10 protein-coding genes are annotated in these 12691 nt (G+C 66.2%); 9 read left to right on the top strand and 1 reads right to left on the bottom strand.

Annotation, left to right across the window (positions count from 1 at the left end):
• Positions 1 to 95: 95 nt before the first annotated feature.
• From HDG32_RS09530 to HDG32_RS09515, 4 genes are all read left to right on the top strand, one after another.
• A complete protein-coding gene (locus HDG32_RS09530; protein WP_184065948.1) occupies positions 96 to 1292 on the top strand; it encodes an acyl-CoA dehydrogenase family protein in 1197 nt (398 codons plus the stop codon).
• 31 nt (positions 1293 to 1323) lie between these two features.
• Positions 1324 to 1929, top strand: coding sequence for an SAM-dependent methyltransferase (locus HDG32_RS09525; RefSeq protein WP_184065945.1), 606 nt, complete (start codon positions 1324 to 1326; stop codon positions 1927 to 1929).
• Complete coding sequence (locus HDG32_RS09520) at positions 1926 to 2591, top strand: glycosyltransferase family 2 protein (protein WP_184065942.1); 666 nt, start codon at positions 1926 to 1928, stop codon at positions 2589 to 2591. Before HDG32_RS09525 ends, HDG32_RS09520 begins: the two co-directional genes overlap by 4 nt.
• An 89-nt stretch (positions 2592 to 2680) precedes the next feature.
• A complete protein-coding gene (locus tag HDG32_RS09515) occupies positions 2681 to 3175 on the top strand; it encodes a DUF421 domain-containing protein (protein ID WP_184065938.1) in 495 nt (164 codons plus the stop codon).
• A 52-nt stretch (positions 3176 to 3227) separates the two neighbouring features.
• Here the strand turns inward: HDG32_RS09515 and HDG32_RS09510 are convergent, their stop codons facing one another.
• Positions 3228 to 4631, bottom strand: a complete 1404-nt coding sequence (locus HDG32_RS09510; protein ID WP_184065936.1) for an MFS transporter — start codon at positions 4629 to 4631, stop codon at positions 3228 to 3230.
• Between the two features lie 230 nt (positions 4632 to 4861).
• Here HDG32_RS09510 and HDG32_RS09505 point away from each other — a divergent pair, with 230 nt between their 5' ends.
• The 5 genes from HDG32_RS09505 (at position 4862) to HDG32_RS09485 (ending at position 12675) form a co-directional block, all read left to right on the top strand.
• Positions 4862 to 5005: a hypothetical protein gene (locus HDG32_RS09505; protein ID WP_184065933.1), complete on the top strand. Its 144-nt coding sequence runs from the start codon at positions 4862 to 4864 to the stop codon at positions 5003 to 5005.
• Between the two features lie 448 nt (positions 5006 to 5453).
• Entirely contained in the window at positions 5454 to 8045 is a 2592-nt protein-coding gene (mprF, locus tag HDG32_RS09500) for a bifunctional lysylphosphatidylglycerol flippase/synthetase MprF (protein ID WP_184065930.1), read from the top strand.
• A complete protein-coding gene (locus tag HDG32_RS09495) occupies positions 8042 to 9307 on the top strand; it encodes a virulence factor family protein (protein WP_184065928.1) in 1266 nt (421 codons plus the stop codon). The genes mprF and HDG32_RS09495 overlap by 4 nt, the downstream gene beginning before the upstream one ends.
• 353 nt (positions 9308 to 9660) lie before the next feature.
• Positions 9661 to 11247 carry a threonine ammonia-lyase, biosynthetic gene (gene ilvA, locus HDG32_RS09490; protein ID WP_184065926.1) on the top strand — a complete coding sequence of 529 codons (1587 nt, stop codon included), beginning with the start codon at positions 9661 to 9663 and terminating at the stop codon, positions 11245 to 11247.
• 237 nt (positions 11248 to 11484) lie between these two features.
• The gene (locus tag HDG32_RS09485) at positions 11485 to 12675 is read left to right on the top strand and encodes a 4-hydroxybenzoate 3-monooxygenase (protein WP_184065924.1); all 1191 of its coding nucleotides are present in this window, start codon (positions 11485 to 11487) and stop codon (positions 12673 to 12675) included.
• The last annotated feature ends 16 nt before the right edge of the window (positions 12676 to 12691 follow it).

The following is a 12691-nucleotide window of genomic DNA, read 5'->3' as shown; positions in this document are numbered from 1 at the left end:
CGCCGGCCGGGGCACGGTGTTTGCTGCCACTCTGCATACGTTCCAGTCCGCCGCCGCCCGGCGGGCCGCGGATCTAACCGGTGCAGGGAGGCACGATGTTCGACACGCGCGACCACGCGGCCAGCTTCAAGGCCCAGTCACGGCAGGTCTCAAATCAGCACGGTGGCCGCGCACTACGCGCGAGCGCCCGCGCGCCGCAGCCCGGCAAGCCTGCTATCTCGCTCGACGATTTTTTGCGCGACGCGCGTTTCGATGCGAACGATCCCGCTGCCCTCGGATCACTGCTCGCTGAGCTGATCGAGCGCGGCTACGATCGCGCGCCGACCTTGCCATGGCCGGGGCATGGGGAGACGCTGGTGCGCTGGCGCGCGCTGGCCGCCGTCGCCGCATGCGACCTCGGCCTCGTCAAACTGTTCGAAGGCCATACCGATGCGCTCGCGATTCTCGCCGAGCTCAATGGTCCGCTGCCGCCCGCGGCAAGCCGCTGGGGCGTGTGGGCCGCCGAAGCGCCGCACGCGCGGGTGCGCGCCATCGACGAAGAAATCCAGACCGTTGCCGGCGAGGGCGCGCAGGTGCGCCTGTCCGGCACCAAAGCCTGGTGCTCCGGCGCGCAGGCGCTCACCCATGCGCTCGTGACCGCATGGCGCGACGACGAGCCCGTGCTCGCGGCGCTGGCGCTGGACCAGAGCTCGATCTCGATCGATACATCGAAGTGGCAGGCCGTCGGCATGCAGGCGACCGCGAGCGCGGATGTCACGTTCAAAGACACCGTGGCGACGCTCGTCGGTGCGCCGCATGCGTATCTGCGCCGCGCGGGCTTCTGGCATGGCGGCGCCGGTATCGCCGCATGCTGGTACGGCGCGGCCGCGCAAATCGCGCGCACGCTGCGCGACGCGTGCGCCCGGCACGCGGACGCGCATCGGCTGGCTCATCTCGGTGCGACCGATGTCGCCTTGCAGTCGGCCGCCGCGCTGCTGCGCGAAACCGCCGCGTGGATCGACGCGCAGCCGTCGGCCGATGCAGCGACGCGCGTGTTGCGCGCGCGTCTGGCCGTCGAGCAGGCCGCGAGCGCCGTGATCGAGCACGCTACACGCGCGCTCGGCGCGGGCCCGTTGTGCCGCGACGCGCGCTTCGCGCGGGCGCTCGCCGACCTGCCGGTGTTTCTGCGGCAGAGCCACGCGGAACGCGACCTCGCAGCGCTCGGCGAACGGCTCGTCGAGGCCGCTGACACGACTGCCGCGCCGGCATCGCATCAGGCGTCTTCGCAAACACTCGCGCCGTGGACGCTATGACTTTTTTCCCCAGCCTTGGGAGGATGCTGAGATGAGCTCGACGGTGCTGTACTTCGATGAACTCTACCGACGCAGCGACGATCCGTGGCGTTTGCGCGAAGGCTGGTACGAACGCCGCAAGCGTTCGCTGACGCTCGCGCTGCTGCCGCGGGCGCGCTATCGCAACGCGTTCGAGCCGGGCTGCGCGAACGGCGAGTTGACGGCCGGGCTCGCGACGCGCTGCGACGCGCTGCTCGCCGCCGATCTGCACGCGCGCGCCGTCGAGCTTGCCTGTGAACGCATGGCGGGCGCATCGAACGTGCGGATCGAGCAGCGCAGGGTGCCGCGCGACTGGCCGACGGAGCACGGGCCGTTCGATCTGATCGTGATCAGCGAGTTCGCGTACTACCTCGACGCGGCCGAGCTCGAAACGCTGGCCGCGCGCATCGGCGGGTCGCTGACGGCGGACGGCACGCTGCTCGCCTGTCATTGGCGCCGGCCGTTCGCCGAAGCGCGCGAATCCGCCGACCATGCGCACGCGCTATTCGATGCGCGCTGCGGTCTCGCGCGTCTCGCGCATCACGACGAAGCCGACTTGCTGATCGACGTTTGGTCGCGCGACGCACGTTCGGTCGCGCAGCGCGAGGGGCTTCTATGATCGGCGTGGTCGTTCCGGCGCATAACGAAGAGACGTTGCTCGCACGGTGCCTCGCGGCCTTGCTCGAAGCGTCGCGACACGAAGTGCTCGCCGGCGAGGAGGTGCGAATCGTCGTCGCGCTCGACGCGTGCAGCGATTTCAGCGGGGCGATCGCGCGCGCTTACGGCGTGCAGACGCTGACGCTGAAGGCGCGCAACGTCGGGATCGCGCGGGCGCTCGGCGCGTCGCTGCTGCTCGCGCACGGCGCGCGCTGGCTGGCGTTTACCGATGCCGACAGCCGCGTGTCGCCCGGTTGGCTGGCCGCGCAACTGGCGCTCGGCGCCGATGCGGTGTGCGGCTCGATCGCCGTCGACGACTGGAGCGCGCATCCGCACAGCGTGCGCGAATATTTTCGCAAGACGTATGTCGACGCCGACGGACATCGTCATGTGCACGGCGCGAATCTCGGCGTTTCCGCGGACGCCTATCGGCGCGCGGGCGGCTTTCCGCCGCTCAAGTGCAGCGAGGATGCCGCGCTCGTCGATCGCCTGATCGCGACTGGCGCGCGCATCGCGTGGAGCGCCGCGCCGCGCGTGACCACGAGCGCGCGCACCGTGGCCCGCGTGCGCGGCGGTTTCGGCGATACGCTCATCTCATGGGCGACGGACGGCGCGCTGGCCTGAGCGACGGCGATGCGTCGCGGGCTCGTCTCGCTCGCAACTATCCGGACACCAGAACATTCGCACGGCAATGCGCCGCGGGGAGGACGAACATGATGGACGCGTTTTTCGTTCTATTCGGCCAAGGCAGGGAGCTCGATCCGTTGCAGATGGGTATGCGCTCGATCGCCGTGTTCGTGATCGCGCTCGCGCTGATCCGTGTATCGGGGCGCCGTTCATTCGGGCAGCGCTCGCCGTTCGATTCGGTCGTCGTGATTCTGCTCGGCGCGACGCTGAGCCGCGCGATCGTCGGTGCGTCGCCGTTTATCGCGACCGTGGTCGCGTCGTTCGCGATCGTCGTGTGTCACCGGGCGCTCGCGTGGTCGTTCATACGCTCGCGCCGCTTCGAGCTGCTGGTGGGCGGCGCCGAGCGCGAGGTGTTCAGCGACGGCAAGTTCCAGGCGAACGAAATGCACGCGGCGCTCGTCACGCGCACCGACATCGAGGAAAGCGTGCGGCAGAAAACCGGCTCGCGCACGATGGACGACGTGGCCGCCGCGATTCTCGAACGCAATGGCGACGTGAGCGTGATTCGCAAGCGCGCGTGAGCGCCCGAACCCGTGAAGAGCGGGGCGCTTGCGCGGGGACACGGCAGCCGGCTCAGCCGCGCCCGCCTCGCGAAATCTCCGCGCCCGCGCCGCGCGGCAGGCGCAGCGTGACCGGAATCGACGCGAACGAGCATAGCCCGACCACGAGAAACGCGGGCCAGAAATCCGACCAGGTGATGCTCGGATGCCCATGCAGCGCGCGCGAAATCTGCAGCACGATGCCGCCGACCGTCACGCCGAGGCCGAGCGACATCTGCTGCACGACGCTGCCGAGGCTCGTCGCGCGGCCGACGTCGCGGCTCGCGATCTCCGCGTAGGTCAGCGAATTGAGGCTCGTGAACTGCAACGCGGGGAAGAAGCCGCCGAGCAACACGACGATCCAGATGATCCACGTCGGCGTGTGCGGGAAAAACAGCCCGCACGCGGCGATCGAAATGCCCGATAGCGCGGCGTTGAACACGAGCACCTGGCGAAAGCCGAAGCGGCGCAGCACCGTGGAGGCGATCGTGCGCATGAACATGCCGCCGAACGCGGACGCGCAGGTGATCAGCCCCGATTGGAACGCGCTCATGCCGTGACCTTCCTGCAGCAGCAGCGGCAGCAGGAACGGCAACGCGCCGAGACCGATGCGAAATAGCGAGCCGCCGAGCACGCTCGCCTGGAAAGTCGGCACCTTGAAAAAACGCAAATCCAGAAGCGGCAGTGCGACGCGTTGCGCATACGCGACGTAGATCACGAGCAGCGCCGCGCCGAGCGCGCACATGCCGAACGCGTCCGTATTCGAAATCAGTTCGCCGCCGACCAGCGACAAGCCGAGCAACAGCAGCACCGCGCCCGCCGCCGACAGCAGGAAGCCGATCCAGTCGAGCGGGCCGGGGTCGGGCTCGCGCGTATTGGCGATATAGCGATTGGTGAGATAGATGCCGAGAATGCCGATCGGCACGTTGATGAAGAAGATCAGCCGCCAGTGCAGATACGTGGTGATGAAGCCGCCGAGCAGCGGACCGGCGGCGGGGCCGAGCATGGCGGGCACGCTCAGGTAATTCATCGCGCGGATGAAGTCGGCTTTCTCCACCACGCGAAAGATGATGATCCGCCCGACGGGCACCATCATCGCGCCGCCGACGCCCTGGATGAAACGCGCAACCGTGAAAGTGGCAAGCGAGTTCGACGCGGCGCACAACAGCGAACCCGTCACGAAGACGCCGATCGCGGTGCGAAATACCGTGCGCGCGCCGAACTTGTCGGCGAGCCAGCCGCATACCGGGATGAACACGCCGAGCCCGAGCACGTAGCTTGTCACCGCGATCTTCAGCGTGACCGGATCGCGCCCGAAATCGCGCGCCATGGCCGGCAGCGCGGTGACGATCACGTTGGCGTCGACGCTTTCCATGAACATCGCGCACGCGACGATAAGAGGCGCAATCAGAGCTTTTTGGGTCTGGGCGACGGTCATATCGGCGAGCCTGCGGCGAAGCGTCGCAGGCAAAGGGAGCATTATTGCACCTGTACGGTGCGGATTGTTAATACCTGCACGACCGATGCGGCCCCTTTACGAATTTTCCGTATCCGGTACGCGACATTGGCATTCGCGACGTCGCCAAAAAATATTGTTTTGTTGCGCTGCGGCACGAGATCGCTATAATCGGGTTATTCCGTAGGTATAAACCCTGATAAGGAGCCGCCATGAACACCACATCGAATGTCGTCCGTTCCACCCCCGCTGCCAACACGTTCTTCGGCAAGCTGCGCGCGCTGGCGCTGCATGCGCTGAACCTGCATCTGCAGAACTGCGCAGTGATCGCCGAAGCGTACCGTCGCCCGAACTAAGCGCGAGTTTCCCGCGCGGGCCCCGCAAGCCCCAGCTGTCGTGTCAATGCCCGCTCGAGTAGCGGGCATTGTGCTTTCTGGCCCCGTCAAGCGGAGCACGTTCAGCGAGTCGGTTCCCCAGTCCCACCAGATAGACGCCCGCCGTCAGCCAATTCCGGGCTGCCATCGCCGTTTCCCTTCCTGATATCGTGCTTCCGCTCCTGATTACGGCACGCCCAGCCGTGATCTTGATGCCGCGGTTGCGCCGGCCCGATGCCTCGCATCACGCGAGGAAGCATTACAATCGCGCGCTTTTGACGCGCGACGCGCAAGTGAACTGACGGCAAAATTGCTAATGCTGTCAACCTTTTGCACGTTTTGCCGTTATCACTTTGTAATCGCCGCCACAGGCGATACCGCGCGTGACGACCCGTCGCCGCGACCGCTCCTCGCAAGGCCCGCATTGACCATGTTCCACCGACTTCAACACAGCTTCGAGCGCCTCCCCGCGCTGCTCGGCCGTGCATCGAAAGCGCTTGGCAGCCGGGGACTTCTGTCGCCCGTGCTCGCGCTCGTCATTTGCGGGCTGCTGCTGGTCGTGCTGCAGCATCTGTCCGAGGCAGTGAATTACCGTTCGGTGATCCGCGAACTGCGCCAGTTGTCGGCGCGCGAGTGGATCGGTGCGCTCGGCGCGACCGCGCTCAGCTACGTCGCGTTGGTCGGGCGCGACGCGGTCGGCCTGCGCTATCTCGGCGCGAGCGTGCCGCGCGCGGCGCTGTGGGTCGGCGCGACGGCCGGTTCGGCGCTCGGCAATGCGACCGGTTTCGGCGCGCTGACAGGCGGAGCGGTGCGCGCGCGCGTGTACGGCGTCGCGAACATCACGCCCGCGCAGATCGGCCGCATGACGGTGTTTACGAGCGTGTCGCTCGCGCTCGCCCTCGTCTTGATGACCGCGCTGGGCATGGTCTGCATGGCGGGCCAGCTCGCGCCGATGCTGCATCTGTCGCCAGTCGCGCTGCGCTGGAGCGGCGCTGCGCTGCTGCTCGCGCTGGCGCTCGCCGCGGCCGCGTGCCGTCGGCAAACCCGGCCGATCCGCACGCGCTGGCAGTGGCTCTCGTTCGATATTCCCGCGCGCCGCGATCTGCTCGCGCAGGTTGCGCTGGCGGTGCTCGACGTGGTCGCCGCGGGCCTCGCGTTGTGGGCATTGCTGCCGCATGCGAACGTGAGCTTCGTCGGCTTCATCACCGTCTACGCGGCCGCGATGCTGCTCGGCCTGATTGGCCATACGCCAGGCGGCGTCGGCGTGTTCGAAGCGGCGATGGTGTTCACGCTGAGCGGCAGCGTGCCGATGCATCAGATGGTCGCCGCGCTGCTCGCGTATCGCGCGATCTATTTCGGCGTACCGCTGATCGCCTCCGCGGCGCTGCTCGCGGGCTTCGAGGGGCGCGCGCTGAAGAATCGTCTGTCGATGTTGCAGGCGGAGCGCGTGTCGGAACTCGCGCCGCTGTTTCTGAGCCTCGTCACGTTCGTGGTCGGCGGCATGCTGGTCATTTCGAGCGCGACGCCGGCGTTCTGGCAGCGCATTCATATGCTGCGCGACCTGGTGCCGCTGTGGGTGCTCGAAAGCTCGCAGATGCTATGCAGCGTGCTCGGCGTGCTGCTGCTGTTCGTCGCGCGCGGCCTGCTGCGGCGGCTCGATGCGGCATGGTGGATGACGCTCGCGCTCGCGTTGCTGAGCCTCGCGCTGTCGCTGACCAAGGGTCTCGCGTTCGTCGAAGCCGGTGTGCTCGGCATGCTGATCGTGCTGTTGCTCGCGACGCGCAAGCGCTTCAACCGTCATTCGTCGCTGTTCGCGGAGCGTTTCACGGCCGGCTGGCTCGTGTCGGTCGCGATGGTGCTGATGCTCGCGACGTGGGTCATGCTGTTCGCTTTCCGTGACGTGCCGTACACGGGCGATCTGTGGTGGCAATTCGCGTTCGACGAGCGCGCGCCGCGCGCGCTGCGCGCGACGCTCGCCGCGAGCGTGTTCGCCGCGACCTTCTCGTTCTGGCAATTGCTGCGTCCGGCGCCGGGCCGCTTCGTGAAGCCGGCGCCCGAAGATCTGCACGACGCCGCGCGCATCGTGCGCGCGCAGGAACGCAGCGATGCCGGTCTCGCGTTGATGGGCGACAAGAGCTTCCTGTTTTCGGAGTCGCGCGAGGCGTTCCTGATGTACGCGAAATACGGCCGCACGTGGGCCGCGTTGCACGATCCGGTGGGGCCGCGCGAAGAGTGGGCGGGTCTCATCAGCAAGTTCGTCGCGCTCGCGCATGCACATGGCGGCCGCGCCGCGTTCTACCAGGTGCGCGCGAATGCGCTGCCGCTGTATCTCGACGCTGGCCTCACGCTGCTGAAGCTCGGCGAGGAAGCGCACGTCGTGCTCGACGACTTCGATCTGAAGGGCTCGCATCGCGCGCATCTGCGCTATGCGCTCAAGCGCGGCGAGCGCGACGGCTTTAGCGTCGAAGTGATCGATCAGGCCCATGTGCCGGCCTCGCTCGAAACGCTACGCGGCATTTCCGACGGTTGGCTCGACAGCCGCGACGCGCGCGAGAAGAGCTTCTCGGTCGCGGCTTTCCATGACGAATACCTGGCCGCGCAGTCGGTGATGCTGGTGCGCCAGAACGGCGAGCCGGTCGCATTCGTGACCTTCATGACGACCGATATGAATACCGAGGCGACCGTCGGCGTGATGCGTCACGTCGAAAGCGCGTCGCCGTATGCGATGGAATATCTGTTCACGCAGCTCGCGCTGCACCTGAAACAGGCGGGCTTCCGCTCGCTCAGTCTCGGCATTGCGCCGCTCTCCGGCGTGCAGCCGACACCGCTCGCGTCACGCTGGCATCGGCTGGCCGGCATCGTGTGGCGCTTCGGCGGCCGCTTCTACAACTTCCGCGGACTGCGTGCTTTCAAGAGCAAGTTCCAGCCGCGCTGGGAGCCGCGTTATCTCGCGGCATCCGGTTCGGGCGTGTTCTTCACGCTCGCGGACCTGTCGCTGCTGGCAGGAGGCCGGCGTTCATGACATTGCATCCGTTGTTCCGGCTCGCCGTCGCGGCAAGCGTTCTGAGTTGCGGCGCACTCGCGCACGCGGCCACCACCACCGTGCCCGGCGGCCGCTATGGCGACGTGCGCGTGACGCAGCCCGAGGGGCCGCTGCGCGGCTTCGTCGTGCTGTATTCGCAGGCAAGCGGTTGGAGCGCAGCCGATCAGCAGAGCGCCGATGCGCTCGCGAAAGCGGGCGCGATGACGGTCGGCGTCGATACCGCGCACTACGCGGCCAACCTTGCCGCGAAAAAGGAAACCTGTCATCAGTTGGTGGGCGATGCCGAGGCGCTCAGCCATCAGCTCGAACGGCAGTCGCAGTCGAGCCGCTACTTCGCGCCGATCGTCGCGGGTACGGGGCAGGGCGCAACGCTCGCGATGCACGTGCTCGAGCAGGCGCCGTCCAATACGATCGCGGGCGCGGTGTCGGTCGACGCCGATCACACGCTCGACGCGCGCTTCGAACCGTGTCCGCCCGACCCGACCGTGATTCGCGACAAGGTGCCGGGCTTCGTCGAAAAGGCGAGCACGGGCAATGCCGATCGCGCGCGTCTCGTTGCATTGCTGACGCCGCATCTGCAGCCGGTCTCGATTAGCGCCGACGACGTGTCCGACCTGCCGCTGATCGAATTGCCGGCCGCGCATCCGAACGGCTTGATGGCGATCGTGATTTCCGGCGATGGCGGCTGGCGCGATCTCGACAAGACGATCGGGCAGGCACTGCAGAAAGATGGGGTGTCGGTGGTCGGCTGGGACAGCCTGCGTTATTTCTGGAGCGAGAAGCCGCCCGCGCAAACGAGCCGCGATCTCGCGCGGGTGATGCAAACCTATGGCGAGCGCTGGCACGCGCAGCATATCGCGCTGATCGGCTATTCGTTCGGCGCCGACGTGCTGCCGTTCGCGTATAACCGTCTGCCGCAGGCGCAGCGCGATAAGGTGTCGCTGATTTCGCTGCTCGGCTTCGCGCCCGACGCCGATTTCCAGATCCGCGTCGGCGGCTGGCTCGGCATGCCCGCGAGCGACAAGGCGCTGAACGTGCGCCCCGAGTTGACGCATGTGCCGCCGTCGATCGTTCAATGCTTCTATGGCGAGAGCGAGACCGACACGCTGTGTCCGGCGCTCGACAAGACCGGCGTCGAAGTCATCCGCACGACCGGCGATCATCACTTTGGCCGCGATTACAACGCGCTCGAGCAACGCATTCTCGCGGCATTCAGAAAGCAGAGCGGCGTGCGCGATTGATGTCGGTGTTGGTCGTCTCAGCGGGGCGCGCTTGCCGGTGCGCCCGTTTTTCTTGTGTGGCACTGCCGCACTGCGCGGAGATTGACAAAGCTTGCCGAGTCGACGAAGATCGCCGACATGAACTGCCTCGACATCCGTATTGCGCTGATTATTAGCATCATTCATCGAATGGTGGGTTAGCGCGCGTCGATTTGCAGTCACACATAACCCGCCAAACGAGGCGGGTTTTTTTATGTCCGCTTTCAGGTTCATTCTCTGCCTGCCTCCTGGCGAACATGCCGCGATTGCTATCGTTCGATGTCGATCGCCGTTGATGCGTTGTTGCATCGAATGTTGCCACCCAGGAGCTTGCCGTGCTGTTAAACGAACTCGAACAGGCCGCCGCAGCGGCCGGGCGCGTCGCGCCGTCTCACGACTACCTGAAAAAGACCCTGACCGCGCGCGTCTACGACGTGGCGCGCGAGACCGAACTCGAACGCGCGCCGAACCTGTCGGCGCGGCTGCGCAACCCGGTCTATCTGAAGCGCGAGGACAACCAGCCGGTGTTCTCGTTCAAGCTGCGCGGCGCATACAACAAGATGGCGCATATTCCGGCCGAGGCGCTCAGTCGCGGCGTGATCACCGCGTCGGCGGGCAATCATGCGCAGGGCGTGGCGTTATCGGCGGCACGCATGGGCGTGAAGGCGATCATCGTCGTGCCGGTGACGACGCCGCAGCTCAAGGTCGACGCGATCCGCACGCATGGCGGGCCGACCGTCGAGATCGTGCAGTTCGGTGAGTCGTATAGCGACGCCTATGGTCACGCGGTCAAGCTGCAGGAAGAGCGCGGCCTGACTTTCGTGCATCCGTTCGACGATCCGTACGTGATCGCGGGCCAGGGCACCGTCGCGATGGAAATCCTCAGCCAGCACCAAGGGCCGATTCACGCGATCTTCGTGCCGATCGGCGGCGGCGGTCTCGCGGCCGGTGTCGCCGCATACGTGAAATCGGTGCGCCCCGAGATCAAGGTGATCGGCGTGCAGACCGATGATTCATGCGCGATGGCCGCGTCGTTGCAGGCGGGCGAGCGCGTGACGCTGAACGAAGTGGGCCTGTTCTCCGACGGCACCGCGGTGAAGCTCGTCGGCGAAGAGACCTTCCGTCTGTGCCGCGAATATCTCGACGAAGTGCTGCTCGTGAACACCGATGCGCTGTGCGCCGCGATCAAGGACGTGTTCCAGGACACGCGCAGCGTGCTCGAACCGGCGGGCTCACTCGCGGTGGCCGGCGCCAAGCAGTATGCCGAACGGGAAGGCATCGAGAACCAGACGCTGATCGCGATCACGTCGGGCGCGAACATGAACTTTGACCGCATGCGCTTCGTCGCCGAACGCGCGGAAGTGGGCGAAGCGCGCGAAGCGGTCTTCGCGGTGACGATCCCCGAAGAGCGCGGCAGCTTCAGGCGCTTCTGCGAGCTGCTCGGCACGCGCAGCGTCACCGAGTTCAACTACCGGATCGCCGACGCGAACTCGGCGCATATTTTCGTCGGCGTGCAGATCCGCAATCGCAGCGAATCGGCGCAGATCGCCGGCGCCTTTGAAGCGCACGGCTTCGCCACCGTCGACCTGACCTTCGACGAACTGTCGAAGCAGCACATCCGCTACATGGTCGGCGGCCGCTCGCCGCTCGCGCGCGACGAACGACTGTTTCGCTTCGAGTTTCCGGAACGTCCGGGCGCGCTGATGAAATTCCTGTCGTCGATGGCGCCGAACTGGAACATCAGCCTGTTCCACTACCGCAACCAGGGCGCGGACTACAGCTCGATTCTGGTCGGCATTCAGGTGCCCGGAAGCGACCACGCGGCGTTCGAGCGCTTCATCGAAACGCTCGGCTATCCGTGCTGGGAAGAGACGAAAAATCCCGTCTATCGACTGTTTCTTGGCGAGTTGAAGCTCGTTTAGCGGATCGGGGTTTACCTGAGGGCACGCCATGCCGCAGCACGAGCCGCGGGTCGTCCAAATCGCCGGAAAACCCCACCAGACTTGCGTTTTCGGCCGAAACAGCCGCGCGGCGCTGGCTCCCGCCTTACACCTTCTATCGCGCAGCGCGATACGGCCTATCCGCTATATCGCATTGCGGGATAGGTGTCGCGATCGTCACACTGAGCGCAAATTTCATCACCGCATTCAGGAGACTACATGCGCACCCAAGTCGGCATCATCGGTGCAGGGCCCGCTGGCCTGCTTCTTTCCCATCTGCTTCATTTGCGCGGTATCGACTCGGTCGTGCTCGAAACGCGCACGCGCGATCAGATCGAATCGACGATTCGCGCCGGCGTCCTCGAGCAGGGCACGATGGACCTGCTGACGCAAACCGGTCTCGGCGAACGCATGAAAGCCGAAGGCGCGCTGCATCACGGTTTCGAACTCGCGTTCGAAGGCAAGCGTCGCCGCATCGATCTGACCGGCCTCACCGGTCATGCGATCACGGTTTATGCCCAGCACGAAGTAATCAAGGATCTAGTCGCGGCGCGCGTCGCCGCGGGCGCCGAACTGCGTTTCGGCGTATCGGAGACGTCGGTGCACGGCATCGATACCGATAAGCCGTCGATCCGCTATCGCCACGAAGGCGCGGAGCACGAACTGCAATGCGACTTCGTGATCGGCTGCGACGGCTCACAAGGCGTGTCGCGCCAGGCGATCCCGCAGACGCTGCGCAAGGATTTCGAGCGCGTCTATCCGTTTGGCTGGTTCGGCATTCTGTGCGAAGGCCCGCCGTCGTCGGACGAGCTGATCTACGCGCGCCACGAGCGCGGCTTCGCGCTGATCAGCACGCGCTCGCCGAACGTGCAGCGCATGTATTTCCAGTGCGATCCGAAGGACTCGGTCGACAACTGGTCCGACGATCGCATCTGGGCCGAGCTGCATGCGCGCGCCGATTCGGACGAAGGCCACAAGATCGTCGACGGCAAGATCTTTCAGAAGAACATCGTCGGCATGCGCAGCTTCGTGTCGACGACGATGCAGTACGGGCGCCTCTTCCTCGCTGGCGACGCCGCGCATATCGTGCCGCCGACTGGCGCGAAGGGCATGAACCTCGCGGTCGCCGACGTGAACGTGCTCAGCAAGGCGCTCGACGCGTTCTACAAGGAAAACCGCGCCGATCTGCTCGACCGTTACAGCGAAACCGCGCTCAAACGCATCTGGCGCGCCGAGCACTTCTCGTACTGGATGACCAGCATGCTGCATCGTATCGAAGGCGCTTCGGCGTTCGAGCAGCAACTGCAGGTCGCCGAGCTCGAGTACGTGACGACGTCGCGCACGGCCGCGACAGTACTGGCGGAGAACTACGTCGGCGTCGCCGGCGCGCAGATGCAGGCGCAGCTGTAAGCGCTACTGCAAGCAC

The organism is Paraburkholderia sp. CI2 (genome assembly GCF_014201055.1).
GTDB lineage: Bacteria > Pseudomonadota > Gammaproteobacteria > Burkholderiales > Burkholderiaceae > Paraburkholderia > Paraburkholderia tuberum.
The sequence above is the reverse complement of the archived record's forward strand: the minus strand, read 5'-3'. Positions and strand labels throughout refer to the sequence as shown.